Below are 25,656 nucleotides of genomic sequence, written 5' to 3'. Positions count from 1 at the left end.
GGCTGAACGAGGCCTCGGGCAGAGTGGGACTTCGGGGGTCGAGAGAGGATGATCAGGTGACACGTGCGCAGAGTCCGCAGGAGCCGTTGGATGCCGCGACCTTCGGAGTGCCCGGAGCCCGGCGCACCATCGTGGTCCTGCGCCACGGCGCGACGGCGACGAGCGACCCCGGTCCGGCCGACACCGCACGCCGCGACGTGCGGGTGCTCGCCGTCGGCTTGAGCGAGGCCGAACTCGACGACCCCGCCGCATACCGCGGAGAGACGCCGGCAGAGACGGCGGCCGCCTCGGTCATCGACCTCATCCGCGCGCAGGCGCCCGACGCGTCGGTGGCACTCGTCGGCGTCGGCGCCGTCGCGGCCGTCGCGTCGCGCATCGTGGCCGAATCGCCCGGACTCGTCGATCGCCTCGTCCTGGTCGCCGCGCCGCTGCCCGAGACGGCAGCTCAGCGCGACCTCGCCGAAGAGCTCCTCGAGACGGTGACGGCGAAGACGCTCATCCTCAACGCGCAGAAGGATCCGGATGCCGCGGCCGCCGCGGCATCCTGGCACCGCGATCACCTCCCCGACGTGCGCGTCGAGATGGTGCCGCTCACGCGAGCCGGGGACCCGCGCCTGTCGCTCGGCGACGTGTGGACGCGGGTGCTCTCGTTCTGCGCGCCGGGAACGGCTCGGTGACGCCTCGCATCGTCGTCCTCACCGGCGCGGGCATCTCGGCCGAGAGCGGCGTCGCGACCTTCCGCGACGCCGGCGGGCTCTGGGAGGGCCACAGCGTCGAGGTCGTCGCGACCCCCGAGGGCTTCGCCCGCGACCCCGACACCGTGCTGCGGTTCTACGACGAGCGGCGGCGGGCCGTGGCATCCGTCTCCCCGAATCCCGCGCACCACGCCCTCGCCCGCCTCGAGTCGGCGCTCGGCGACGATCTGCTCGTCGTGACGCAGAACGTCGACGATCTGCACGAGCGCGCCGGCACCCGGAACCTCGTGCACATGCACGGCGAACTCGCCCGTGCGCTGTGCACGGCATGTGCGTCCCGACCCGAGTGGTCGACCGACCTGCTCGACCGCCCCGCGTGTCCGCGCTGCGGGGAGCGCACGCTGCGACCGGATGTCGTCTGGTTCGGTGAGATGCCCTACGACCTCGATCGGATCGAGGAGGCCGTGATCGCGTGCGACGTGTTCGCCTCGATCGGCACCTCGGGCGAGGTGTACCCGGCCGCGGGCTACGTCGCGCTCGCGGCGGCGTTCGGCGCGCGGACGGTCGAGCTCAACCTCGTTCCGTCGGACTCCGCAGTGCCGTTCGACGACGTGCGTGCCGGTCCCGCGAGCGCTCTCGTCCCCGATTGGGTCGACGAGGTCCTGTGCGCGCCCTGACCCCCGGATACGACGAGAACCCATCCCCGCAACGAGAACACGTGCGTGCGCCGTGTTCTCGTCGTGGAGATGGGTTCTCGCGGTCTTCCCGAGGAATCAGGCGCGTGCGCCGCCAGACCTCAGGCGCGACAGTGCGTCGACCGTCGCCGCGAGGATCAGGACACCGCCCGTGACCATGAGGTTGATGCCGCCGCCGAGGTTGAGCAGGCCCAGGCCGTTCGTGATCGTCGCGATGACGAGCGCGCCGATCGCGGCGTGGACGAGCCGGCCCTTGCCGCCGAACAGGCTGACGCCGCCGACGACCGCCGCCGCGACGCCCGACAGCACGATGTCACGGCCGACCGTGGCATCCACCGTCCCGACGCGCGAGACGCTGAGCAGCATCGCGAACACGGCGAGGCTCGAGCAGATGACGAACGCCCACCACTTGATCCAGCGCACCTTGACGCCCGAGCGGCGGGCGGCCTCGGCGTTGCCGCCGATCGCGTACACGTAGCGGCCGAACTTCGTGCGATCGAGCAGGAAGGTGCCGAGCCAGATGATCACCAGCACGATCGGAACGATGATCGGCACGCCCTCGACCGCGACGATCGACTGACCGCGGTTCTGGTTGAGCACGAACACGACGATCCCGCCGAGCACCGCGATGACGCCGAGCTTGATGAACACGAGCGAGATCGCGCGGTTCGGCACACCGGCACGCGTGCGGCGGCTGCGATCCCAGAACGAGGTCGCCGCCGAGATCGCGAGCATGATCGCGAGCATGAGCCAGCCGCCCCAGGGCGGCAGGTTGCCGTTCTGGATCGCGATGAGCTCGGGCACCTCGATGCGGTAGAGCCCGCCGTCGCCGATGATGAGCAGCGCGAGGCCCTGGTAGCCGAGGAACAAGCCCAACGTGACGACGAACGACGGGATGCCGATCCTCGCGACGAAGAAGCCTATGAGTGCGCCGGTGGCGAAGCCGAAACCGAAGCCGACGAGCAGGGCGAGCGGCCACGGGAACCCGAACTTGGCGAAGAGGATGACGAAGAGCGCCATTCCGACGCCGCCCGTGACGCCGGCCGAGAGGTCGATCTCGCCGAGCAGGAGCACGAACACGAGCGCCATGCCCAGCACGACGAGGGTCGCCGCCTGGTTCAGCAGGTTCGCGAAGTTGCGCTCGGTGAGGAAGAACGGGCTGAGGATCGAGAACATGACGCCCAGGACCACGAGTCCGCCGACCGCGGGAAGGGCTCCCATGTCGCCGCCGCGGACCCGTTGCCACCACGCGCGGACCTGATCGCCGAGGCCGCCCTCGACGCCACTGCCGATGAGGTCGCTCGCGACCGGATCGGGTGCGGCGCTGCTGCGGGGTGCGTTGCTGCTCATTCCGCTCCTCCTGTCGGGAGGTTGGTCGTGCCGATGTGCTCGATCCCTCCGAGGGTCTTCGTTCCCGTGATGTAGCCGACGACGTCGTCGCGCGTCGTGTCCTTCACATCGATCTGCGCGACCATCTGGCCGAGGTACAGCACCGCGATGTCGTCGGCGACCTGGAACACGTCGGCGAGGTTGTGGCTGATGAGGATCACGGCGACGCCCTGCTCCTTGAGCCGCTGGACCAGGTTGAGCACCTGCTCGGTCTGGGCGACGCCGAGAGCCGCGGTCGGCTCGTCGAGGATCACGACGCGGGCCTTCTTGAGGACCGCGCGGGCGATCGCGACGGTCTGGCGCTGACCACCGGACAGCGACGAGACCTTCTGGCGCACGGACTTGACGGTGCGCACCGAGAGGGAGCGGAGGGTGTCGGATGCTTCGCGCTCCATCCTGCCCTCGTCGAACGTTCCGGCCGAGAGCTCCTCGCGCCCCAGGAACATGTTCTGGACGATGTCGAGGTTGTCGCACAGCGCGAGATCTTGATAGACGACCTCGATGCCGAGGCCGGAGGCGTCGCGCGGTGCGTGGAGGTCGCGGTGCTCGCCGTCGATGAGCACTTCGCCCTCGTCGTAGGGCTGGACGCCCGCGAGACCCTTGATGAGCGTGGACTTGCCGGCGCCGTTGTCGCCGACGAGGGCGGTCACTCTGCCGGGGTAGACCTTGAGGTCGACGCCCTTGAGGACGCTGACGGGGCCGAAGGACTTCTTGACGTCGACCAATTGGATGATCGGCTGCGTTTCGATGATCGTGTCTGGCATGCTCGCTTCCTTGCGATCAGGGGTCGATCTACGGGAATCGTAGACCCGGGTGACCCGGCGGGGCAGGAGGAAATGTTCCGGCGTGGAAAGGGCGCCGCGTCACGTGGACGCGGCGCCCCCTCACTGCTGTGGATTACGGCGCGACGACGCCGAACTCCTCGCACGCGGCCATGACGTCCGGGGTGCAGACGTCGTCGTAGGCGGCGTCACCGGCGGCGACGACGTCCTTGACCTTGTCGGGTCCGACGAGGATCGGCGTGACCTGGATGTACGGCGTGCCGTCCTCGAGCTCCGCGTCGCCCTCGACGGTCTCGCCGTTGAGCAGCGAGATCGCGGTGGCCACGGCCGCGTCGGCCTCGTCCTTGACCGGCTTGTAGACCGTGGCGGTCTGCCAGCCGAGCAGGATGTTCTGCAGACCCGCGACGTTCGCGTCCTGGCCCGAGACGGCGACGCCCTCGAGTCCGTTGTCCTGCAGGACCTTGATGACGCCCGCGGCGTTGGTGTCGTTCGCGACCCAGACGCCGTCGACCTTGCCGCCCAGACCCGTGAGGGCCTGCTCGAAGTTGGTCTGCGACTTCGCCTGGTCCCAGACTCCCGGGGGCTCCGCCGCGGCGGTGATGCCGGCCGCTTCCATGACCTCGACCGCGCCGTCGTGGAACATCGCCGCGTTGCCGTCGGTCGGGTCGCCGCCCATGTAGACGACGACGGCCGACGCCGGGTCCTTGCCCGCAGCCGCGAGCCCGTCGAGGACCGTCTGGCCCTCCATGCGACCGACCTCGGTGTTGTCGAACGACACGTAGTAGTCGGCGCCCGAGAACGGACGGTCGTACGCGATGACCGGGATGCCCTCGGCCTTGGCCTTCGCGGCCACGGCCTCGGCGGCGCCCTGGTAGTCGACGAGGAGCATGACGCCGCAGCCCTGCGTGAGCTGCTGGTCGGCGATCGTCGAGTACTTGTTGACGTCACCCTGAGCGTTCTGGATGTCGACTTCGAACCCCGCGCCCTCGAGGCCCTCCTGGAGGTACTTGCGGTCGAAGTTCTCCCAGCGGGGCGAGGACGCCGCGTCCGGGAGGATGACGCATGCGCGGCCGGCTTCGCCACCGCCGTCGCCGTCATCGGTCGGGGTTCCGCCGCTCGAGCCGGAACACCCGGCCAGCAGCATCGCCGCGGCGCCCGTGAGGGCGGCAGCGGCGAGGATTGATGACTTCTTCATCTTTCGCCTTTCGTCTTTGAACATGCGAGCCCCAGGAACTGGCCTGACGCGGCATCGCGCTGTCATCGATCATGCTCAGCGGATCGGTTGTCGTCAAGTCTTGAACGTAACGCTTTTGCAACGCAGGGTTTGGCTTCGTGATCCGACGTCATCGCTCGGCGCGCAGCCCTTATCCAAGGCGCAGTATGCGGGCTATCGGTGCCGCAACGGCATCAGAATGATCACTCGAATCGTTTCGCATCCTCGGGTCGTGAGGGGAGCGTTCGCCAAATGAACCCAATGGCGACACGCCGGTGAACGGCGAGGTCAGGCTCTGCCCGAGGCTGCGCGCTTCCGGCGCGAGAGCGAATCGATGATGACCGCGAGGACGAGGACCACGCCCGTCACCATGAACTGCACCGACGAACCGAGGGTGAGCAGGGCGAGGCCCGAAGAGATCGACTGGATGACGAAGATGCCCAGAAGCGCTGCGAACGCGGTGCCGCGCCCTCCGAAGAGGCTCGCGCCGCCGATCACGGCCGCAGCGATCGCATTGAGGTTGACGTCGCCGCCACCCGAACTCTGGTTCGCGGCTCCGAGGCGCGCGGCGGCCAGGATCCCGCCGACCGCGGCGAGCGTCGAGCACAGCGCGAAGACCGAGAGGTAGATGCGGTCGACGCGGATGCCCGCGCGCCGTGCGGCCTCCACGGATCCGCCGACGGCGTAGACGGCACGCCCCCACCTCGTGCGGGTCAGCACCGCGTTCGCGGCGATGACGAGCGCGACGAAGAAGACGAACATGACCCCGACCCCCCGATCGAGGTTGAGGTACCACGCCGCCGCCAGCAGCACGACGAGGAGTGCTCCCGCGCGCACCCCGATCTCGACGTAGCTCTGGCTCACGAGATTCGCGCGGGCGCGGCGGCGTGCCTGACGGACTCGCATCCAGGCGTAGAGGCCCACGCCGGCGACGATCAGCGCGTAGGACGCCCACGGCGGCAGATACAGCTGTCGGGCGAAGTAGACGATCCACGACGAGTCGGGCAGATTGATCGAGCCCGTCGCGCCGAGCACCCACAGCTGCAGCCCCAGGAAGCCGAGAAGTCCGGCGAGGGTGATGACGAAGCTCGGCACCCCGAAACGGTTGTACAGGAAGCCGTACAGAAGCCCCACGAGGCAGCCGATCGCGATCGCCGCGAGGAGCGCGAGCTCGAGACTCCACCGCAGCTGCACGAAGGTCACGGCGAGCACGGCCGACGCGAGTCCGGAGACCGAACCGACCGACAGGTCGATCTCGCCGACGAGCAGCACCAGCACGACGCCGAGGGCGATCGTGCCGATCGCGGCGCACTGCATCGTGAGGTTCACGAGGTTCTCGGCCGAGAGGAACGCCGCATTGAGGATCTGGAAGACCGCCCAGATCACGACCAGGCCCCCGGCGACGGGCAGCGAGCCGAGATCGCCGCCGCGGATGCGAGCGACGAGGAGTGCGAACGAGGCGCGGATGCCCTCCGGGCTCAGGGGATTCTGCTCGGGGTCGTTCGGGATCGTGCCCGTCTCGCGAGCCGTCATGATTCGTCCCGTCCGCGCGGTGCACGACGGCCACGCCCGTCCTTCGGCCGTCCATCGGCGAGCCGGATGATGCCGGCCGGTGTGTCATCGGCGACGGTCTCGGGGAGGGGAGCGGGATGCTTGCGCGCGGCATCCTGCACCATCTGCCGCATCGTGATGTCTGTCGCGCCTGTGATCGCCGCGATGAGCGTCTCGCTCGTGATGTCGGCGACGTTGTACTCGCCGTTGTTGCGACCGAGCCGCAGCACGACGACCCGGTCGGCGACCGCCATGACGTCGGCCATGTTGTGGCTGATGAGCACGACGCCGTGACCGCGTTCGCGGAGACGCTCGATGAGGTTCAGCAGCTCGGCGGTCTGCGCGACTCCCAGTGCGGCGGTCGGCTCGTCGAGGATGATGACCCTCGGGTCGCCGATGAGCGAGCGCGCGATCGCGACGGTCTGGCGCTGGCCGCCCGAGAGGGATGCCACGGGGATCCGGACCGACGGCACCTTCGCCGAGAGCTCGCGCAGGAGCGTCCACGTGCGCTCCTCCATGCCGACTTCGTCCAGCATCCCCTCGGCGACGAGCTCGCGCCCCAGCCACAGGTTCGCCACGACGTCGAGGTTGTCGCAGAGCGCGAGGTCCTGGAACACCGTCGCGATGCCGAGCTCCTGCGCATCGGCCGGGGTGTGGATCTCGACGGCCTCGCCGTCGAACTCGATCGTGCCGGCATCCGGCGCATGCACGCCCGAGAGCACCTTGACGAGTGTCGACTTGCCCGCGCCGTTGTCGCCGACGAGCGCGACGACCTCGCCCTCGTCGACCCAGAAGTCGACGCCCGAGAGCGCCTTGACCGCACCGAAGTGCTTGCCGATGCCGCGCATCGTCAGCACGCGCTCGCGTGCACGACCCGTGCGGGGAGCGGGCATCGACATCGTCACACCTCCATCTTGCGTGGTCTCGGCGTCATCACTCGTCCAGGAGCCCCGCCGCGATGCACGCGTCGCGGTAGTCCGGCGTGCAGATGTCGTCGATCGTCCAGAAGCCGTCCGCGACGACCGTCTCGCGGATGTTGTCGATCGTCACCGCCTTCGGGTCGAGCAGCGTCGTGGGCGTGCCGTCGATCTCCATCGGCGCGCTGACCTCCTCGCCGTGCAGCAGCGCGACGGCGACCTCGGCCGCGAGTTCGGCCTGCGGCTTCATCGCCTTGTAGACGGTCATGTACTGGTCGCCCGTGAGGATCCGCTGGATCGCCGTGAGCTCGGCATCCTGCCCGGTCACGATCGGCCACGGATCGGCGTTCGCCGCCTTCAGGGCCGAGACGACGCCGCTGGCCGTGCCGTCGTTCGCGGCGTAGACGCCGACGATCTCGTCGCCGAACTGCGCGATCTGGCCGGCGACCCACGACTGCGCCTTGTCGGGGCTCCAGTCGGGCGTCGCGTACTCGGCCAGGATGCGCAGTCTGGTCTCATCGAGCACGCTGTGCGCGCCTTCAGCGAAACTCGTCGCGTTGCTGTCGGTGGGGGATCCGTTGACCATCAGGATGCCTCCGGTGCGGTCGCCCCGTGCGTCGAGCGCCTCGGTGAAGGCCGTCGCCTGCAGGACCCCGACCTTCTCGTTGTCGAACGAGACGTAGTAGGCGAGATCTCCGCCCGCGACGAGCCGGTCGTAGGACACGACGGGCACGCCCCGCTCGTTCGCCGCCGTCACGATCGACACGGCCGCCGCGACGTCGACGGGATCGAGCACGAGCACCCCCGCACCCGAGGTGAGAGCGGATTCCGCCTGCTGCTGCTGCTTCGCGGCATCCTGATCCGCATTCGAGTACAGCACGCGGTAGTCGCCGAGCTCGGCGACGCGGGCCTCGAAGAACGGCCGGTCGAACGTCTCGTAGCGTGCGGTCTTCGCGTCGGGCAGGAGCAGGGCGATCGTGCCCTCGGTGCCGGTGGGTTCGTTCGTGCAGGCGGTCAGCGCGCTCGCCGCGAGGCCGAGGGCGAGCAGGGCCGCAGCCGTCCGCCGGAGGAAGCGTCGCATCGACGCCGAGAATGCCACGGCGACCTACGCCGTGTGCGACAGCGCGTCGGCTTCGACGGTCACGTGGTCGAGGGCGACCGCGATCGCGCCGCGGGTCTCGGCCCATTCGCCGAACGACGCCCCGACGATCTCGGGCAGACCGCCCGGGCCCGCGAGGCCCGAGCGCTCGAGCGAGTGCCGCATGGGCGCCATGAGGATCTCGCCTGCGAGCCCGAGCTCGCCGCCGACGACGATCAGCTCGGGGTCGAACAGGTTGCACAGGCTCGCCGCCGCGACGCCGATGTGGCGTCCGGCGTCGGCGATGACACGGCGCGAGCTTCCGTCCCCGGCCTCTGCCGCCTGCAGGAGATCGCCGATGCGGCGCATGCCGTCCTGCGGGGGGAAGAGCGACAGGAGCGCGGGCCCGCCCGCGTACGACTCGAGGCAGCCCCGGTTGCTGCAGCGGCAGATCGGTCCGTTCTCGTCGAGCGTGACGTGGCCGATCTGGCCCGCTTTGCCGTTCACGCCGTGGAACAGGTCGCCGCCGACGACGAGACCGGCGCTGATCGAGTGGCCGACCCGGATGAAGACCGACGACGACACGGCGCGAGCGCTGCCCTCGCGGGCCTCGGCGAGCCCGCCGAGGTTGGCCTCGCTGTCGACATGGACGGGCCGGTTGATGCGCGCCGTGAGGCTCGCTGCGACATCCACCCCCTCCCAGCCGCGCAGAAGGCCGGGGGTCGAGACCATCCCTGTGCGCGGGTCGATCGGCGCGGGCAGCGCGAGACCGACCGCGAGCAGGTCGGCCACGCTGCCGCCGAGCGAGTCCATCAGGTCGGCGAGCAGGATGCTGAGGCGATCGAGCTCGGCGTCGTGCCGATGATCGAGGGGGAGGGGGAGGGATGTCTGGGTCACGACGGTCCGCGTCGCATCCGCGATCGCGATCCGCAGCTGCCGCGCGCTGTAGTGCACGCCGGCGACGAGGCCGAGCTGCCGCGCGAGGGAGACGAGGGTGGCGCGCCGGCCGCTGCGCGACGTGAAGGAGGTGTGCAGGAGTCCGGATGCCGTGAGCTCTTTGACGATGTTGGACACCGTCGCGGGGGAGAGGCCCGTGCTCCCGGCGAGCTCGACCTGCGTCAGGCGACCGTGGCGCTTGAGCGACTCGACGACGCGCGCGCGATTGGCCTCGCGGAGCGAGGTCTGCGATCCCGGCTGGGAGAGGCGGCGTGCCATGGCGACATCGTACGCGACGGGTCAGCGCTGGGCCGGGATGAGCCTGATCAACACGATGTTCGTCGACTCGTCGACCTCGGCGATCGACGGATGCGCCTTGACGAAATCGGTGAAGCTCTTGAAACCGAGCGCCTTCTCGCTGAAGGCGGGGTCCAGGCGACGGATGAGGCTCTTGACCGCCGACGCGTGCTGCCAGTCGCCGCCCTCCTTGTCGCTCTCGAGACGCAGCGCGCGGTCCAGCAGCTCGGCCTCGGGGTCGACCGTCTTCTTGCGCGAACGCGAGCGAGTCGGTGCTTCCGCCTTGGCGGCGGCGGGCATCTTCACTCCCGGCAGGGCGTCGTACGCGTCGAACTGGTCGCACGCGGCGGCGAGCGATTTCGCGGTCGATCCGGCGACGCCCACCCCCACGACGAACCTGCCGAGGCGCTTGCACCGCTGCGCGAGCGGCACGTAGTCGCTGTCGCCCGCGACGATGACGACGTGCGTCAGGTCGGGCAGGCGGAACATGTCCTCGACCGTGTCGACGGCGAGACGGATGTCGGCGCCGTTCTTGGCGTAAGCGGCCGCCGGGAAGAGCTGCACGAGGTCGACGGCGCGCGCGACGAGCTGCGATCGGTAGACGGCGTTGACGGGCGACGACCAGTCGGCGTAGGCGCGCGTGAGGACGAGCGTGCCGAAGGATGCCGCGAAGTCGATGATCGCCCCGACGTCGATCGTCGCGGCCGAGAGGCGCTCGACGATCTCGGGGTCGTCAGGGCTCTCGGCGATCCGCTGCCGATCGCGCGAGTACGAGTTGCGCCCGTGCACGCGGTCGTACCAGCTCATGACGATGTTGTCGAAGTCGAGATAGACCGCGACGCGCTGATCAGGCATTTCAGGCCTCCGTGGGGTACCGCACGCCGATGATCCCGCGCACGTCGTCGAGCGTCTGCATGATGGCGACCGTCTCGTCGAGGGGGAGGATGCCGCTGTCGAGCGATCCGTCCTGGACGTACTGCTCGGCGGCGATGGCCTGGTACTGCATCCCGCGCCCCTCGATCTTGGTGTCGTACGACTCGAGCACCGTGCCGTCGGGGGCGACGACCCGGAACGACGTCTGGTTGTACCAGGTCTTGTCGATGTCGATGCGGGCCTCGGTGCCGATGACGTGCGCCGTGTTGGGCCCGGCCGAATGCGCCGCCGACAGTGTCGTCGCGATCGCGCCCGACGCGTACGTGAAGATCGTCGCGACTTCGGCGTCGGCTCCCGTCTCGCCGAGGACGGCCGCGGCCGAGACCGAGGCGGGCTCGCCCAGGACGTCCCACGCGAACGAGACCGGGTAGATCCCGAGATCCAGCAGCGCGCCACCGCCGAGCTCGAGCGCGTTGAGTCGGTGACCGGGGTCGTTCGAGATCTTCTGAGTGTGATCGGCGGTGACGGCGCGGATGTCGCCGAGCGTGCCCGCCGCGATGATCTCGCGCACGCGCACCATCATCGGCAGGTATCGGGTCCACATCGCCTCCATCGCGAGGAGACCCTTCGCGCGGGCGACGCCCTGCACCTGCGCGGCTTCGGCCGCATTGATCGTGAAGGGCTTCTCGACGAGCACGTGCTTTCCGGCCTCGAGCGCGAGGATCGCCTGCTGGGCGTGGAACGGGTGCGGTGTCGCGATGTAGACGATGTCGACGTCCGGTTCGGCCACGAACTTCTCGTACGAGTCGTGCACGTGCGGCACGTCGAACTCGGCGGCGAACGCGCTCGCCGTCTCGGCGCTGCGGGAGCCGACTGCGACGATGTCCAGTCCCGCCGTGCGCAGGTCGCTTGCGAAGGCGCGGGCGATCCCGCCGGGGCCGAGGATGCCCCATCGAAGTCCAGTCATCCTCCGAGCGTACTGGCGCTCGGCACAGCTCGCTTAGGCTCTTGCCGTGACTTCCCCCGTCGATCGCTTCCGCGAGCTCCTGCGCATCCCGACCGTCTCGCACGCCGACGAATCCGAGGTGGACTGGGCGCGGTTCGAGGAGTTCCGCGCGGCGCTCGAGCGGCTCTACCCGCACACGCATCGCGTGCTCGACCGCGAGCTCGTGGACGGGCACTCCCTTCTCTACCGGTGGACGGGGAAGGATGCCGCGGCCCCGCTCGTGCTCATGGCCCACCAGGACGTCGTGCCGATCGTCGAGTCCGAGTGGGAGCACCCGCCGTTCGAGGCGCTCATCGTCGGCGAGGGGGCGGATGCCGCGATCCACGCGCGCGGGGCGATCGACGACAAGGGCTCGCTCGTCGCGATCCTCGAGGCCGTCGAGGCGCTCGCCGAGGAGGGGTTCGTGCCCGAACACGACGTCTACCTCGCCTTCGGGCACAACGAGGAGACGGCCGGCGGGGGAGCGCAGGCGATCGTCGGGGTGCTGAAGGGACGCGGCATCCATCCGTCCCTCGTGATCGACGAGGGCGGCGCAGTGGTCGACGGCGTCATCCCGGGCGTCACGGTGCCGACCGCCATGGTGGGTGTCGCCGAGCGCGGCGTCATGACGCTCTGGCTCACGGCGCGCGAGGGCGGCGGCCACGCCTCGACGCCGCCGGCGGTGCCTGCGACGGCGCGGCTCGCGCGCGCGATCGACCGGCTGCACCGGCATCCGTTCCCCCGCCGCATCGCGGCGCCCGTGCGCGCGATGCTCACGACGATCGCGCCGCACGCCCCACAGCCGTTGCGCGCCGTGTTCCAGAACCTCGCTCTCACGGGGCCTCTGCTCACCGCGGTGTTCGCGAAGCTCGGACCCGAGATGAACGCGATCGTGCGCACGACCGCCGTCGCGACGCAGCTTTCGGGAGCCCCCGGCGAGAACGTGCTCGCGACGACCGCGAAGGCCGCCGTGAACATCCGCCTGCTCACGGGCGACACCGTCGCGTCGGCGACCGAGCGCGCGCGGCGCGTGATCGCCGACCCTGAAGTCGAGCTCGAGGTGCGGCACGGCTCCGACCCTTCGCCCGTGTCGCCGTGGAAGGGCGAGGCATGGCGGCGGATCGCGACGGCCGTCGGCTCAGCGCTCGGCGAGGACATCGTCACGACGCCGTACCTGCAGCTCGGGGCGAGCGACAGCCGCTTCTTCACCACGATCTCGAACCACGTCTACCGCTTCACGCCGTTCCACCTGACGCGTTCGGAGCGCGATGCGCTGCATTCGCACAACGAGCGCATCCGCGTGGACGTCTGGCTGCGGGGGATCGAGTTCTACCGGGCGCTGGTTCTGGCGAGCTGACGACTCAGGGCGTCAGGACGACCTTGCCGTCGACGCCGGACTCGACGACGCGGTGTGCCTCCGGCGCGTCGGCGAGCGCGTAGGACGGGCCGAGCTCGACCGAGAACCGGCCCGCAGCGAGCAGGGCGAGAGCGACCGGGATGGACTCCGCGCGCCACGCGAGCTCTCGCGCGGTCAGAGGCTTGGGCCCGCCGCCGGAGAAGGCGCGGATGCCGAAGCCCGCGGCATCCTTCCCCCGGACGAGCGTCGCGATGCGGCTCTTGTCGGCGACGAGTTCGAGCGAGGACTGGATGGCCCCGTCGGTTCCCGCCGCGTCGATCGCGACCGAGACACCCTGCGGTGCGAGGGCGCGGACGCGTTCCGCGAGTCCGTCGCCGTACGCCACCGGGATCGCACCGAGTTCGCGGACGCGATCCGCGCGGCGATCGGATGTCGTCGCGATGACGGTCGCGCCCCACAGCACGGCGAACTGGATCGCGGCCTGTCCGACGGAACCCGATCCTGCGTGCAGGAACAGCGTGTCTCCCGGGCCCACGTCGAGCGAGCGCAGGGTCTGGTAGGCGGTGCCGATCGGGATGCCGAGGGCAGCGCCCTCTGCGAAGCCCACGGCGGGTGGGAGAGGATGCACGCGGTCGGCTGCGATCGTGATGTCGGTCGCGTACGCACCCGAGGCGCCGGAGAACGCGACCGCATCGCCCGGACGGAATCCGTCGACGCCGTCGCCGACCGCTGTCACGATGCCCGCGCCGTCGGCCCCGAGGCGTCGGGGAGTGGTGATGGGATCCGAAGCGCGACGACCCGAACGGAGCTTCGCGTCGATCGGATTGACGCCCGCCGCCTCGACGCGGATCGCGACCTCACCGGCGCCGGGCGAGACGTCCGGAATGTCGATCAGGTGCAGGACATCGGGTCCGCCGAACTCGGTGTAGACGATCGCGTGAGCCATGCTCACGAACGTACTAGTCCCGAAGGGCCTTCTGGATGCGCTGGATCGAGACGGGCTCGGCCGTGCCGAGTGGCTGCGCGAAGAGGCTCACGCGGTACTCCTCGAGAAGCCATCGCGTGTGGACGAGGGATGCCGGCGCGTCAGCCGGGACCGGGATGACCCCGCCCGCGTCGGCGTAGAGCGCCGCGGCGCGTTCGAACTCCGTCATCCGCTGCCGATCGCGACCGGGATTGTCGGCGAGGGCCTTCGTACGGTCCAGCGCGCCGCGCAGGTACCGCGGAAGATGCGCCAGCCGCGCGGTGCCCGTGCGCGCGACGAATCCCGGGTACACGAGGCCCGCGACCTGCCCCTTGATGTCGTTCAGCGCGCCCAGGAGCGTGAGCGAGTTCTGGTCGCGGACGGCGCGTTCGACGTCGCGTGCCCCGGTGAGGATGCGGGCGCAGAGCGAGACCGTCTGGAAGAGCTCGTCGACGACGACGGCCGACAGCGCGTCGCGCGCCGCGGCGAAGTCGGCGCGTGTGCGGATGCCGCCGGGGACCGTCCGGGCGATCACGTCGTCGGCGACCGCGACGCGGGCGTCCTCGACGAGAGCGCGCGCCGATGGGTACGGCGAGGCCGCGAGGGCGAGCTTCTCGGGTGCGGTGAGATGGTCGAGCACGTACGTCGCGGGGGAGGGCACCGCCAGGAGCACCAGGCGGCGGGCGCCGGCGAGGGTCGCGGATGCCGCGGCATCCGGTGTCGCCTCGATCCGCACGGCGACGCTGGACCCCTCGTCGACGATCGCGGGATAGCCGCGCACGACGCCGCCGGCGACGCGCGAGTCGACGACCTCGGGGAGGTCCCCGAACGTCCAGTCCGTGAGCCCGGACTGCTCGGCGAAGACGATGTCGGGTGTCGCGCGACGAGGCGAGACGTCCTGGGGGCCGCGGCGCGGCTCGCGTTCGGTGAGGGAGCGCGAGACCGCGGTCCTCGACCGATCGGCGAGCTTCGCCTGGAGCGCGGCGAGATCGCGCCCCGACCCGATCGCGCGCCCGCGCTCGTCGACGGCGCGGAACGACACGAGCAGATGCCCCGGGACGCGGTCGAGCTCGAAGTCCGTCGCCGACACCCGCTGATTGGCCACGCGCTGGATGCGCGCCGCGAGCGCGTCGAGGAGAGACGACGGCGGGAGGCCGTCGTGCGACTCCGGTCCCTGGCCGACGAGGTCCTCCGCGAGCTTCGCCGCCCAGTCGGCCGCGGGCACGACATGGCGGCGGATCGCCTTGGGCAGCGAGCGCAGGAGGGCGGTGATGAGCTCGTCGCGCATCCCCGGCACCTGCCAGTCGAACCCGTCGGGGCGCAGCTGCGCGAGGAGCGCGACGGGCACGACGGCGGTGACGCCGTCATCCGCGGCACCCGGCTCGAAGCGGTACGCGAGCGACAGCACCTGGTCGCCTTGGGTCCACCGCGCGGGGAAGTCGCGCTCGTCACCGCGCGAGGCCTCATCGACGAGGTCGGCTTCGGTCATGTCGAGCAGCCGCGGGGTCTTCGCCGCGGCATCCTTCCACCATGTCTCGAAGGAGCGCAGATCGAAGACGTCTCGCGGAATGCGCGCGTCGTAGAACCTGTACACGGCCTCGTCGCCGACGAGGATGTCGCGGCGGCGCTCGCGCTCCTCGACCTTCTCGAGGCGGCGCCGCAGCTCGAGATTGCGCCGCTCGAAGGCGGTGACGCGCTTGTCGAGGTGCGAGACGTCCCATTCGCCCTCGACGAGCGCGTGACGCACGAACAGCTCGCGCGCGAACGGCCGGTCGAAGCGTGCGAGCTGAACGCGACGACGGGGCACGATGTCGACCCCGAAGAGCGTGATCTTCTCGTAGACGGATGCCGCGCCCGACGACTTCGACCAGTGCGGCTCGCTGAGCGAGCGCTTCGCGAGCTCCCCTGCGAGTGGCTCGGCCCACGCGGGGTCGATGATCGCGACGGTGCGGGCGAAGAGCCTGCTCGTCTCGACGAGCTCGGCGGCCATGACGGCGGTCGGCCGCTTCTTCTTGAGCGCCGAGCCCGGGAAGATCGAGAACCGCGCGCCGCGTGCGCCGAGGTACTCCGCCGACGGCGGGCGCTTCGGATCGCGCTTCGCCGCCTGCCGCTCATCCAGGATCCCGATGTGCGACAGCAGCCCCGACAGGATCGCCTTGTGGATCGCGTCGGGGTCGGCGGTCCCCCCGTCGTCCTTGGGACGGCCGAGCAGCTGGGAGAGCTGTCGGTGCACGTCGGCCCATTCCCGCACGCGTACGTAATTGAGGTGCTCGGCTCGGCAGAGCCGGCGGAAGGCGCTCGAACCGAGTTCGCCCTGCTGCTCCTGCAGGTGTTTCCAGAGGTTCAGGATTCCGAGGAAGTCGCTCGTCGGGTCCGCGAAGCGCGCGTGCAGCCGGTCCGCCGCCTCGCGGCCCTTCGGGTCGTCGGCGGAGGGGCGCTCCCGGACGTCCTGGATCGACATGCCGGCGACGATCGCGAGCACGTCGCGGAGCACCCCCGTGCGTCGCGCCTCGATGAGCATGCGCGCGAAGCGCGGATCGATCGGCAGACGCGCGATCTCGCGCCCGAGGTCGGTGAGCTTCGCGCCGTCGACGGCGCCGAGTTCGACGAGCAGATCGAACGCCGCCTTCACGCCGCGCGAGTCGGGCTTCGTGAGGAAGGGGAAGTCCGTGATGTCGCCGAAGCCCAGCGAGAGCATCTGCAGGATGACGGCGGCGAGGCTCGTGCGCAGGATCTCGGGCTCGGTGAACTCGGGGCGACTCGCGAAATCCTCCTCCGCGTACAGGCGGATCGCGACGCCGGGGCTCGTCCGCCCGGCGCGGCCCGAGCGCTGCTGCGCTGAGGCCTGGGACACCGGCTCGATCGGCAGTTGCTGGATCTTCGTGCGGTTGCTGTAGCGAGAGATGCGCGCGGTGCCCGTATCGACGACGTAGCGGATGCCCGGGACGGTCAGGCTCGTCTCGGCGACGTTCGTGGCGAGGATGACGCGGCGGCGCACGCCCGCGACGGTGGAGCGTTCGAAGACGCGATGCTGTTCGGCCGCGCTCAAGCGCCCGTAGAGCGGCAGCACCTCGGTGGGAGCGGCGTCCTTCGCGTACATGCCGCGGACGGCATCCGCCGCATCCCGGATCTCGGCCTCGCCCGGAAGGAACACGAGCACGTCGCCCGCCGGCTCGCGGTCGAGCTCGCGCAGGGCGGCGGTGATGCCGTCCACGTCGTCGGGTTCGTCCAGCGCGGCGCGATAGCGGATCTCGACGGGGAACGTGCGCCCTGACACCTCGATGATCGGCGCGGGTCTGCCGCCGCGATCGGCGAAGTGCTTCGCGAAGCTCTCGGGGTCGATCGTCGCGCTCGTGATGATGACCTTGAGGTCGGGACGCTTCGGCAGGATGCGGTGCAGATACCCCAGGAGGAAGTCGACGTTCAGCGACCGCTCGTGGGCCTCGTCCACGATGATCGTGTCGTAGCGGCGCAGCAGCCGATCGCGGTGGATCTCGTTGAGCAGGATGCCGTCGGTCATGAGCGCGACGCGTGTGTCGGCGGACACCTTGTCGGTGAAGCGGACCTTGTAGCCGACGGTCGAGCCGAGCGGAACGCGGAGCTCCTCGGCGATGCGCTCGGCGATCGTGCGCGCCGCGATGCGGCGAGGCTGCGTGTGGGCGATGTTCGTGCGGCCGAGCTCGAGACAGATCTTGGGGAGCTGGGTCGTCTTGCCGGAGCCCGTTGCTCCCGCGACGATCACGACCTGGTGATCGCGGATCGCTTCAGCGATCTCGTCGCGCGCGGCGCTGACGGGCAGCTCCGGCGGGTACGAGATGACGGGTTCGACCTGAGACATAGCCTTCGATCGTATCCCGCCGTGCTCGTCGCGGTGCCGGGTTCTCGCCGGCCCTGAGTGGTATCGCCGTTCAGCAGCGTGCGCGGGGGCTGCGGCGGGTCACCGGCGTCCCGTCGCGGTGCAGCGGCGATGCCTTCATGAGAACCGTTCTCACCCCGGAGTCGGACCATCCCTTTTCGCGATGTAACTTCCCGCTCACGCGCGCCTCCGGGGGTCGTGTGAGCGGGAAGTTCATCGGCTGCACGGGTGGGGGTTGCGTGAGCGGGAAGTTCACTGGCTGTGCTGACGGGGTGTGAGCGGGAAGTTCATTGGCTGTGCTGACGGGGTGTGAGCGGGAAGTTCAATGGACGCGCCGGCGCGGTGTGAGCGGGAAGTTCAATGGCTGTGCTGACGGGGTGTGAGCGGGAAGTTCATTGGCTGCACGAGCGAGTGTGAGCGGGAAGTTCAATGGACGCACCGGCACGGAGTGAGCCGGAGGTTCCATGGCAGGAGAGGAATGTCCCTCGTCGAAGTGAGAACGATTCTCACCGACCGCAGAAGTCACCTCTCCTCCCCAGAGGAGCCGAGCGAGCACTTTCCTGCACGAGAGACTCCGGACCGGCGAGCGGCGACCTGGACCCCCGTACGGTCTCCGCATGGACGAAGACGACGAAGACGAGCGTGCAAGGCGCGATCGAATGCATCCGTTCCAGGCGATGGCCGATCCCGTGCGCCGCCGGCTCGTAGAGCTCCTCGCCAGCGGGGAGCACACTGCGGGGCAGCTCGCCGAAGTGATCGGGCATGAGTACCGCCTCAGCCGAACAGCGGTCTCCAAGCACCTCGGCCTCCTGCGCAGTGCCGGCTTCGTCGCTGTGCGAGCCGACCTGAGTTGGCGATTCTACCGCCTGCGGGAAGACGGTCTGTTGGGCCTCGAGTGCGAGATCGCACTCCTGCGCGATCGCTGGAATCAACGGACCGGCTGGGACGTCGGTCTCGGTGATGGCCCGGACCCGCCTTCCCAGCCGCGTCGACGCGGCCCCGGGCGCCTGCTTCGCAGCGGCCGACGCGGGCGCCAGACGGTCATCCCGCGCGCGAATGATCCTGAGCACGACATGTATGGACCGCTCTAGGCTTGACGCATGGCAGGACATCACGCAGACCACCGGGCGGACGTCAAGGCGGAGCACCTCTCCGACGTTCCGCGCATCGCCCTCAACTCCGGCTACGACATCCCCCAGCTCGGCTACGGCGTTTTCAAGGTGCCGCCGGCCGAGACTGAGAAGGTCGTCACCGAAGCGCTCGAGCTCGGCTACCGGCACATCGACACGGCCGCGATCTACGGCAACGAGGAGGGCGTGGGCCGCGCGATCGCGGCGAGCGGCATCCCGCGTCACGAACTCTTCGTCACGACGAATGTGTGGAACGACCGGCAGACCGATGTCGCGGCGGCGCTCGAAGAGAGCCTCACGAAGCTCGGTCTCGAGTTCGTCGACCTCTACCTCATCCACTGGCCGGCCCCTGCGAACGACCAGTTCGTGAACGCGTGGAAGCAGCTCATCGCGCTCGGTGACACGGCATCCCTCCGCTCCATCGGCGTCTCGAACTTCCTCGTCGAGCACCTCGAGCGGCTCGAGAGCGAGACCGGCACGCTGCCCGCCGTCAACCAGATCGAGCTTCATCCCGCCTACCAGCAGCGCGACATCGTGGACTGGTGCACTGCGAAGGGCGTGCACATCGAGGCGTGGGGCCCGCTGGGTCAGGGCAAGTACGACCTCTTCGGCACCCCGGCCGTGCACGACGCCGCGGCCGCGCACCGCAAGACCCCGGCCCAGGCGGTGCTGCGCTGGCACATCCAGAAGGGCAACATCGTCTTCCCGAAGTCGGTCAATCGCGATCGTCTCAAGGAGAACCTCGAGCTCTTCGACTTCACGCTCTCGGACGCCGAGATGGCCGCGATCGACGCGCTCGACCCCGGCGACGGGTCGGGCCGAGTGAGCGCGCACCCGAGCGAAGTGAACTGACGCGTGTGACGCCCCGTGTCGGTCCACCGGCACGGGGCGCGCGTCCGCGCCTAGCCTCGGATCATGACCACCACACCGCTGCGCGTCGTAGGAGTCTCGGGCTCCCTCCATGAGCCGAGCAAGACGACGGCTCTCGTACGCGAACTGATCGACGAGGTCGCCCGCCGCACCGAGGTCGAGCCCCGCCTCATCGAGCTGACGGCACTCGGCCCCGCGTTCGCCGGCGCGCTGCGCCGTGACGACGCCGGGCCCGAGGTCGAAGACGCACTGCAGGCGATCGAGTCCGCGGATCTGCTGATCGTCGCGAGCCCCGTCTACCGGGCGTCGTTCACGGGCCTGTTCAAGCACCTCTTCGACTTCGTGGGGCAGTACGCGCTCGTGGGCACTCCCGTCATCCTCGCGGCGACCGGCGGCGGCGAACGCCACGCGCTCATCCTCGAGCACCAGCTGCGTCCGCTGTTCGGGTTCTTCCAGGCACTCACCCTGCCCGTCGGCGTCTACGCGTCCGACACCGACTTCACGGCCGGCGCGTTGTCCTCCGACGCCGTGCGTGCGCGCATCGATCAGGCCGTCTCGCGGTCGCTCCCGCTCGTCGAGCAGGCCTCCGCGGTGCGATCCTCGGAGTACGTCACGACCTGGTAGGCCGTAGCGTAGGACGCGTGAACGAGCGTCTCGCGGCATCCACGAGTCCCTATCTGCGCGATCACGCAAGCAACCCCGTCGCGTGGTTCGCGTGGGGTGTCGACGCGTTCGACGAGGCACGGCGGCGGGACGTCCCCGTCCTCGTCTCGATCGGCTACTCAACGTGCCATTGGTGCCATGTCATGGCGCGCGAGTCGTTCGCCGACGCCCAGACCGCCGCCGAGATCGACGACGGCTTCGTCGCGATCAAGGTCGACCGCGAAGAACATCCCGAGGTGGATGCCGCGTACCTCGCGGCCGCGGCCGCCTTCACTCCGAGCCTGGGCTGGCCGCTGACCGTCTTCACGACGCCCGAGGGACGCCCGTTCTTCGCGGGCACGTACTTCCCGCCCGAGCCCCGCGGCGGAGTCCCGGCCTTCCGGCAGGTGCTCGCGGCCGTCCGCGAGGCGTGGACGCAGCGCCGCGAGCAGGTCGACGGAACGGGGGCTGCGATCCTCGACGCGCTCGCCGAGGTGCGATCCGCCGAGCTCGTCGCCCACCCGATTCCGACGCGCGAGGAGCTCGCGAGTGCCGCGGCGGCGATCGCCGAACGCGAGGACCGCGAGTTCGGAGGCTTCGGAGGCGGCGACGGGCCGAAATTCCCCGTCGCGACCGCACTGCGTTTCCTGCAGACGAGCGCGACGGGCGAAGCATCGCTCGTCGCGACCCGTGCTCTCGCGGCGATGGCGGGCTCGGAGCTGCGCGACCCTGTCGAGGGCGGCTTCTTCCGCTACGCGACGCGACGGGACTGGAGCGTCCCGCACTACGAACGGATGCTGACCGACAACGCACAGCTGCTCGACGTCGCGGTCGCGGAGGGCGATGACGCGTCCGCGCGCGGCATCGCGGGCTTCCTGTGCGACGTGCTGCAGCAGCCGTCGGGAGGCTTCGGCGCCGCGCAGGACTCGGAATCATGGATCGACGGCGAGCGCAGCGAGGGCGGCTACTATCAGCGTCCCGACCGCGCAGGGCTGGAGCCTCCCCGGGTGGACGGCAAGGTCGTGACGGGCTGGAACGGCCTCGCGATCGGCGCGCTGGCGCGCGCCGGCGCGCGGCTGGGTGAGTCCGGGTGGATCGAATCGGCCCGATGGGCGGCCGATTCCGTCATCGAGACGAACGCGACGGATGCCGGCATCCTCGTGCGCGCGTCGCTCGACGAGATCCCGTCCCGTGCCGCCGCGACTCTCGCCGACTACGGCCAGTTCGCGGGTGGGCTCGTCGCGCTCGCGGTCTCGACGGGCGAGGTCGCGTACGCCGTGCGAGCCCGTGAACTCGTCGACGCGTGCGCCGACGGCACCCCACCGGGCGGAGGCGATCCGGTCCTGGTCGCACAGGGTATCGGTGCTCCCGACGCCGCGTCCGACGGGGACGAGCCCTCGGGCATCGCGGCGCTGGCCGACGCCGCGCTGTCGCTGTGGCGACTCGGCGCGGGCGAGCCGTACCGAGCGCTCGCCGAGCGCCTCGTCGCGGGGCACGCCGCCCCGGCGCTCGCACAGCCGTTCGCGCACGGAGCGCTGCTCCGAGCCGCCGCGCAGCTCGCGACACCGCCGCGACAGGTGGTCGTCGTCGCGGCGGACCACGACGATCCGCTCGTGCGCACCGCCTTCGGCGTCGAGGCCGATGTCGTCGTCGCGGTGACGCCCGAGCAGGCGATCGAGTGGTCGGACCGGGGCTTCGAGCTCTTCGACGGCAAGACGATGCAGAACGCTCGCACGACCGCCTACGACTGCCGGGACTTCGCGTGCCGTCTGCCCACGACGGATGCCGCGGAGCTGACGCACTGAGTCAGACCGCCGTGAGGCCTTCGAAGCCGTCGACGGCCGAGGACGTCTCGATCTCGACGCCGAACACCGTCTCGAGGGCGGCTTCGAACTCGCGCAGGCGCCCGGCGGCTGCGGCTTCGCGCGCACGGACGGAGGGTGCGTGCGACAGGACGCCGGCGAGGTGACGGAGGGATGCCTCGGCGCGCTCGTCGCCCCCACGAGCGCGCAGGCGCTCGAGCTCGGCGTCCAGCGCCGCCTGGATGTGCGCGCGCAGCGCGACGATGGCGGGCGCGGCATCCCGTTCCGCCGTGAAGACGGCCGCAGCCGAGCCGACCACTTCGTGCAGACCCGGGCCGAGTTCCGGGAGGGAGGCGTGGCGGCCGATGAGCTCGAGGTCGAGGAGCTCGACCCCGGCGACGCCGGCGACGCTCGGGTCGACGTTGCGGGGGAGGCCCAGGTCGATGATGAGGCGCCGCGCGGTGTCCGGGATGTCGTCGGGGGTCACGGTGTACCGCGCCGTGCACGTCATGACGATGTCGGCGTCGCCGATGGCTTCGCGCAGATCGCGTTCGGGACGGATGCCGTACTTCGCGGCGAACTGCTCTGCACGGCCCGTCGACGAGTAGACGCGGACGTCGCCGGCCCCCCGCGCGCGGAGCGCGGCGATCGTCGTCGCCGCGTACTGACCGGTGCCGACGAGAAGCACTCGGACGGTGTTCCAGTCGCTCACGCGCGAGTCCGCGAGGTCGAGCGCGATGCGTGCGAGCGAGCGGCCCGCTGCGGCGACATCGGCCTTCGCGCGCACCGACCGCGTCGCGTGGGCCGCGCGCTGGAAGACCCGCTCGAGCTCGGTGCTGGTCGTGCCGATCTCGCGTGCCGCGACGAGTGCGCGCTGGACTTGACCGCTGATCTCCTCTTCGCCGACGACCATCGACTCCAGGCCCGAGCTGACGGCGAAGAGGTGCCGGACGACGTCGTCGCCGGCGAGGCTCACGGCGGAGTCGCGGAGCGCGTCCGCGTCGTCGCCGGCGGGGCCGCGGAGCACATCGAGCACGGCTTCACGCGCGAGCGCTGCTCCGCCCGTGAGCGGCTCGTCGATCTCGAGGTACGCCTCGAACCGGTTGCAGGTCGCGAGGACGACGGCTCCGCGGACGAAGGAATGGGTGTTCGTGAGGTCTGCGGCGGTCGACGTCGCGACCCGCGAGATGCGGTCGAGAACGTCGAACTCGGTGTTGCGATGATTCGCCGTCAGACAGAACAGCACTCGCCGAGTCTAGCCGAGCCCGCATTCGCGCGGCGGCCGCTCACCGCGCGTCGTAGCCTGGAGAGGTGCCCGACGTGATCGCTCTGCCCGAGACCCACCCGCTCCGCGACGGTCGGACGTCCTCCGCTCCGCTCGTGCGCGCCGCGATGGGGGAGCGCCAGAGCCCGCCGCCCGTCTGGTTCATGCGGCAGGCCGGGCGCTCGCTGCCCGAGTACCGCGCGAGCCGCGCCGGCACCGAGATGCTCGACGCCTGCCTCACGCCGGAGCTCGCCTCCGAGATCACGCTGCAGCCCGTGCGCCGGCACGGAGTGGATGCCGCGGTCTTCTTCAGCGACATCGTGATCCCCGTCCTGCTCGCGGGCGTCGACGTCAAGATCGTCGCGGGCCGCGGGCCGGTGCTCGACAGCCCGATCCGCACGGCATCCGACGTCCTGGCACTGCGCCCCATCGATCCCGAAGCACTCGCGCCGATCACCGAGGCGGTCGCGCTCACCGTCGCCGAGCTCGGCTCGACACCGCTCATCGGCTTCGCGGGGGCGCCGTACACCCTCGCGAGCTACCTCATCGAAGGCGGTCCTTCGAAGGAGCAGCTGCGCGCTCGCGCACTCATGCGAACTGATCCGCAGACGTGGGCGACCCTGCTCAACTGGTGCGCCGACGTGTCGGGGACGTTCCTCGAGGCGCAAGTGCTCGCGGGGGCCAGCGTCGTCCAGCTCTTCGACTCGTGGGCGGGTTCGCTGTCGCGCGACGACTACATCCGCAGGGTCGCGCCGCACTCGCGCCGCGCGTTCGATCACCTGCGCGGGCTGGATGTGCCCCGCATCCACTTCGGCCTCGGAATGGGCGACATGCTCGATGCCGCCGCGAACGTCGGCGCCGATGTCGTCGGCGTCGACTGGCGCCTGCCCCTCGACGAGGCCAATCGACGCCTCGGGGGCACGAAGCCGCTGCAGGGCAACATCGACCCCGCGCTGCTGGGCGCGCCGTGGCGCGTGCTCGAGAAGCATGTGCTGGACGTCGTCGCTCGCGGCGCCGAGGCCCCTGCGCACATCCTGAACCTCGGCCACGGCGTGCCGCCCGAGACCGATCCCGATGCCCTGACCCGCATCGTCGAGCTCGTGCATGGCCTCTGACGCGATCGTCGTCGGCGGCGGCGTCGCGGGTCTCGTCGCGGCTCGACGCCTCGCGCTCGGCGGACGGCGCGTCGTGCTGCTCGAGCGCTCCGACCACCTCGGCGGCCAGGTCGTGGCGCTGCCGATCGCCGGAGTCGACCTCGACGCGGCCGCCGAGTCGTACGCGACCCGCGGGGGAGCCGTCGCCGCGCTCGCGGCGGAGCTCGGACTGGGCGACGACCTCGTGACGCCGACCCCGGCGCCCGCATGGCTGCACCGCGCCGACGGCACGGCCGTGCCGCTGCCGGCGACCGGCGTGCTCGGGATTCCCGGGCATCCTCTCGCGCCCGATGTCGTCCGCGCGATCGGCCGCCCGGCGGCGCTGCGCGCGTGGGCGGACCGCCTGCTTCCCCGGCGCCGGGGAGCGGATGCCGCATCCCTCGACGACCTCGTACGCGCCCGCATGGGCGCGGGGGTCGCCGACGGACTCGTCGCCCCGATCGTGCGCGGCGTGCACTCGAAGGAACCCCGCGATCTGACCGTCGACACCGCGTCTCCGCGTCTGCGGGCCGAACTCGCCGCCCGCGGCTCGCTCGCGGGGGCTGTGCGGGCCCTCCGCGCCCAAGCCCCCGCGGGCTCGCAGGTGGGCGGCATCCGCGGGGGGATGCACCGGCTCGTCACGGCGCTCGCGCGAGACGCCGAGCGACTCGGGGTCGACATCCGCACGGGCGTCGACATCGGCAGAGTCACGGCCGACGCCGTGGAAGCCGACGGAGAACGACTCGTCGGCACCGTCGTGCGCGCCTTCGCCGAGCCCGCCGACGATCAGCGCCGCCTCACCCTCGTGACGCTCGTCCTCGAAGCGCCCGCCCTCGACGCGGCGCCACGCGGAACGGGGCTCCTCGTCGCCGCCGGTGCGCCCGGCATCCGCGCCCGCGCCCTCACTCATCTCACCGCGAAGTGGGCGTGGGTCGCCGAGGCGCTGCCCGGCCGGCACGCCGTGCGGCTCTCGTACGACGGCGATCCGGCCGATCCGGTGGGACAGGCGACGCGGGATGCCGCGACCCTGCTCGGCGTGCGGATCGACTCCGTCCTCGACAGCGCCGTGCGAACGTGGGATCGCGGCGTGCGCACCCCCGACGACGACATCGTGTCGGTGGGCGAGGGGGCCGCCGGAACGGGGCTGGCCTCGGTCGTCGCGCAGGCCGAGCGCACCGCGGCAGAGGTTCTCACGGCCGGCTGAGTTCGCCCCGACCCCGTCGTCCG

At 70.7% G+C, this 25,656-nt stretch carries 21 protein-coding genes; 9 read left to right on the top strand and 12 right to left on the bottom strand.

All coding sequences use genetic code 11. The features are described 5' to 3' along the window. Positions 1–56 precede the first annotated feature (56 nt). Both MA876_RS15425 and MA876_RS15420 read left to right on the top strand, forming a co-directional pair. On the top strand, positions 57–677 hold the full coding sequence (locus MA876_RS15425; protein ID WP_248151471.1) for a hypothetical protein: 621 nt from the start codon (positions 57–59) through the stop codon (positions 675–677). Further along, the gene (locus tag MA876_RS15420) at positions 674–1,372 is read left to right on the top strand and encodes an NAD-dependent deacylase (RefSeq protein WP_248151469.1); all 699 of its coding nucleotides are present in this window, start codon (positions 674–676) and stop codon (positions 1,370–1,372) included. Before MA876_RS15425 ends, MA876_RS15420 begins: the two co-directional genes overlap by 4 nt. Before the next feature lie 96 nt (positions 1,373–1,468). Here MA876_RS15420 and MA876_RS15415 read toward each other — a convergent pair whose 3' ends face one another. The 9 genes from MA876_RS15415 to MA876_RS15375 all read right to left on the bottom strand — a co-directional run bounded on the left by MA876_RS15415 (position 1,469) and on the right by MA876_RS15375 (position 11,393). After that, positions 1,469–2,740 (bottom strand): sugar ABC transporter permease, encoded by a 1,272-nt coding sequence (locus tag MA876_RS15415; RefSeq protein ID WP_248151466.1) that lies wholly within the window; start codon positions 2,738–2,740, stop codon positions 1,469–1,471. Beyond that, positions 2,737–3,543, bottom strand: a complete 807-nt coding sequence (locus MA876_RS15410; RefSeq protein WP_248151460.1) for an ATP-binding cassette domain-containing protein — start codon at positions 3,541–3,543, stop codon at positions 2,737–2,739. Before MA876_RS15410 ends, MA876_RS15415 begins: the two co-directional genes overlap by 4 nt. Before the next feature lie 133 nt (positions 3,544–3,676). After that, positions 3,677–4,756: a sugar ABC transporter substrate-binding protein gene (locus tag MA876_RS15405; protein WP_248151458.1), complete on the bottom strand. Its 1,080-nt coding sequence runs from the start codon at positions 4,754–4,756 to the stop codon at positions 3,677–3,679. Positions 4,757–5,062: 306 nt separating this feature from the next. Continuing rightward, entirely contained in the window at positions 5,063–6,307 is a 1,245-nt protein-coding gene (locus MA876_RS15400) for a sugar ABC transporter permease (RefSeq protein ID WP_248151457.1), read from the bottom strand. Continuing rightward, positions 6,304–7,224: an ATP-binding cassette domain-containing protein gene (locus MA876_RS15395; protein WP_248151859.1), complete on the bottom strand. Its 921-nt coding sequence runs from the start codon at positions 7,222–7,224 to the stop codon at positions 6,304–6,306. Before MA876_RS15395 ends, MA876_RS15400 begins: the two co-directional genes overlap by 4 nt. A 34-nt stretch (positions 7,225–7,258) precedes the next feature. Further along, complete coding sequence (locus MA876_RS15390; protein WP_248151455.1) at positions 7,259–8,323, bottom strand: sugar ABC transporter substrate-binding protein; 1,065 nt, start codon at positions 8,321–8,323, stop codon at positions 7,259–7,261. 24 nt (positions 8,324–8,347) lie between these two features. Beyond that, positions 8,348–9,535, bottom strand: coding sequence for an ROK family transcriptional regulator (locus MA876_RS15385; RefSeq protein WP_248151453.1), 1,188 nt, complete (start codon positions 9,533–9,535; stop codon positions 8,348–8,350). Positions 9,536–9,556: 21 nt separating this feature from the next. Beyond that, the gene (locus tag MA876_RS15380) at positions 9,557–10,408 is read right to left on the bottom strand and encodes an NYN domain-containing protein (RefSeq protein ID WP_248151449.1); all 852 of its coding nucleotides are present in this window, start codon (positions 10,406–10,408) and stop codon (positions 9,557–9,559) included. 1 nt (position 10,409) lies between these two features. Next, positions 10,410–11,393 carry a Gfo/Idh/MocA family protein gene (locus MA876_RS15375; protein WP_248151444.1) on the bottom strand — a complete coding sequence of 328 codons (984 nt, stop codon included), beginning with the start codon at positions 11,391–11,393 and terminating at the stop codon, positions 10,410–10,412. 46 nt (positions 11,394–11,439) lie between these two features. On the opposite strand from MA876_RS15375, the gene MA876_RS15370 reads away from it, so the two are divergent. Further along, complete coding sequence (locus MA876_RS15370) at positions 11,440–12,768, top strand: M20/M25/M40 family metallo-hydrolase (RefSeq protein WP_248151441.1); 1,329 nt, start codon at positions 11,440–11,442, stop codon at positions 12,766–12,768. A gap of 4 nt (positions 12,769–12,772) precedes the next feature. On the opposite strand, the gene MA876_RS15365 is transcribed toward MA876_RS15370, so the two are convergent. Beyond that, positions 12,773–13,714 (bottom strand): quinone oxidoreductase family protein, encoded by a 942-nt coding sequence (locus MA876_RS15365; RefSeq protein WP_248151439.1) that lies wholly within the window; start codon positions 13,712–13,714, stop codon positions 12,773–12,775. Positions 13,715–13,727: 13 nt separating this feature from the next. After that, a complete protein-coding gene (hrpA, locus tag MA876_RS15360) occupies positions 13,728–17,570 on the bottom strand; it encodes an ATP-dependent RNA helicase HrpA (protein WP_248151436.1) in 3,843 nt (1,280 codons plus the stop codon). A gap of 635 nt (positions 17,571–18,205) precedes the next feature. On the opposite strand from hrpA, the gene MA876_RS19405 reads away from it, so the two are divergent. The 4 genes from MA876_RS19405 (at position 18,206) to MA876_RS15340 (ending at position 22,035) form a co-directional block, all read left to right on the top strand. Further along, complete coding sequence (locus tag MA876_RS19405) at positions 18,206–18,679, top strand: ArsR/SmtB family transcription factor (RefSeq protein ID WP_344049927.1); 474 nt, start codon at positions 18,206–18,208, stop codon at positions 18,677–18,679. Between the two features lie 9 nt (positions 18,680–18,688). Further along, the gene (locus MA876_RS15350) at positions 18,689–19,570 is read left to right on the top strand and encodes an aldo/keto reductase (protein ID WP_248151431.1); all 882 of its coding nucleotides are present in this window, start codon (positions 18,689–18,691) and stop codon (positions 19,568–19,570) included. 63 nt (positions 19,571–19,633) lie between these two features. Next, positions 19,634–20,212: an FMN reductase gene (msuE, locus tag MA876_RS15345; RefSeq protein WP_248151427.1), complete on the top strand. Its 579-nt coding sequence runs from the start codon at positions 19,634–19,636 to the stop codon at positions 20,210–20,212. A gap of 17 nt (positions 20,213–20,229) precedes the next feature. Then, positions 20,230–22,035 (top strand): thioredoxin domain-containing protein, encoded by a 1,806-nt coding sequence (locus tag MA876_RS15340; protein ID WP_248151424.1) that lies wholly within the window; start codon positions 20,230–20,232, stop codon positions 22,033–22,035. Between the two features lies 1 nt (position 22,036). Here the strand turns inward: MA876_RS15340 and MA876_RS15335 are convergent, their stop codons facing one another. Further along, positions 22,037–23,278 (bottom strand): glutamyl-tRNA reductase, encoded by a 1,242-nt coding sequence (locus MA876_RS15335; protein WP_248151420.1) that lies wholly within the window; start codon positions 23,276–23,278, stop codon positions 22,037–22,039. A 74-nt stretch (positions 23,279–23,352) separates the two neighbouring features. Here MA876_RS15335 and hemE point away from each other — a divergent pair, with 74 nt between their 5' ends. Continuing rightward, entirely contained in the window at positions 23,353–24,411 is a 1,059-nt protein-coding gene (gene hemE, locus MA876_RS15330; protein ID WP_372491540.1) for a uroporphyrinogen decarboxylase, read from the top strand. Then, positions 24,401–25,633, top strand: coding sequence for a protoporphyrinogen/coproporphyrinogen oxidase (locus MA876_RS15325; RefSeq protein ID WP_248151411.1), 1,233 nt, complete (start codon positions 24,401–24,403; stop codon positions 25,631–25,633). The genes hemE and MA876_RS15325 overlap by 11 nt, the downstream gene beginning before the upstream one ends. Positions 25,634–25,656: the final 23 nt, after the last annotated feature.

Origin of the sequence: Microbacterium aoyamense, from assembly GCF_023155855.1 — a bacterium.
Taxonomy (GTDB): Bacteria; Actinomycetota; Actinomycetes; order Actinomycetales; family Microbacteriaceae; genus Microbacterium; species Microbacterium aoyamense.
The sequence above is the reverse complement of the archived record's forward strand: the minus strand, read 5'-3'. Positions and strand labels throughout refer to the sequence as shown.

Coding starts and splice junctions, on each gene's coding strand:
- MA876_RS15405 (WP_248151458.1), bottom strand. CDS start 4,756: ATGAAGAAGTCATCAATCCTCGCCGCTGCCGCCCTCACGGGCGCCGCG.
- MA876_RS15325 (WP_248151411.1), top strand. CDS start 24,401: ATGGCCTCTGACGCGATCGTCGTCGGCGGCGGCGTCGCGGGTCTCGTC.
- MA876_RS15395 (WP_248151859.1), bottom strand. CDS start 7,224: ATGTCGATGCCCGCTCCCCGCACGGGTCGTGCACGCGAGCGCGTGCTG.
- MA876_RS15365 (WP_248151439.1), bottom strand. CDS start 13,714: ATGGCTCACGCGATCGTCTACACCGAGTTCGGCGGACCCGATGTCCTG.
- MA876_RS15410 (WP_248151460.1), bottom strand. CDS start 3,543: ATGCCAGACACGATCATCGAAACGCAGCCGATCATCCAATTGGTCGAC.
- hrpA (WP_248151436.1), bottom strand. CDS start 17,570: ATGTCTCAGGTCGAACCCGTCATCTCGTACCCGCCGGAGCTGCCCGTC.
- MA876_RS15390 (WP_248151455.1), bottom strand. CDS start 8,323: ATGCGACGCTTCCTCCGGCGGACGGCTGCGGCCCTGCTCGCCCTCGGC.
- MA876_RS15375 (WP_248151444.1), bottom strand. CDS start 11,393: ATGACTGGACTTCGATGGGGCATCCTCGGCCCCGGCGGGATCGCCCGC.
- MA876_RS19405 (WP_344049927.1), top strand. CDS start 18,206: ATGGACGAAGACGACGAAGACGAGCGTGCAAGGCGCGATCGAATGCAT.
- MA876_RS15380 (WP_248151449.1), bottom strand. CDS start 10,408: ATGCCTGATCAGCGCGTCGCGGTCTATCTCGACTTCGACAACATCGTC.
- MA876_RS15415 (WP_248151466.1), bottom strand. CDS start 2,740: ATGAGCAGCAACGCACCCCGCAGCAGCGCCGCACCCGATCCGGTCGCG.
- msuE (WP_248151427.1), top strand. CDS start 19,634: ATGACCACCACACCGCTGCGCGTCGTAGGAGTCTCGGGCTCCCTCCAT.
- MA876_RS15385 (WP_248151453.1), bottom strand. CDS start 9,535: ATGGCACGCCGCCTCTCCCAGCCGGGATCGCAGACCTCGCTCCGCGAG.
- MA876_RS15400 (WP_248151457.1), bottom strand. CDS start 6,307: ATGACGGCTCGCGAGACGGGCACGATCCCGAACGACCCCGAGCAGAAT.
- MA876_RS15350 (WP_248151431.1), top strand. CDS start 18,689: ATGGCAGGACATCACGCAGACCACCGGGCGGACGTCAAGGCGGAGCAC.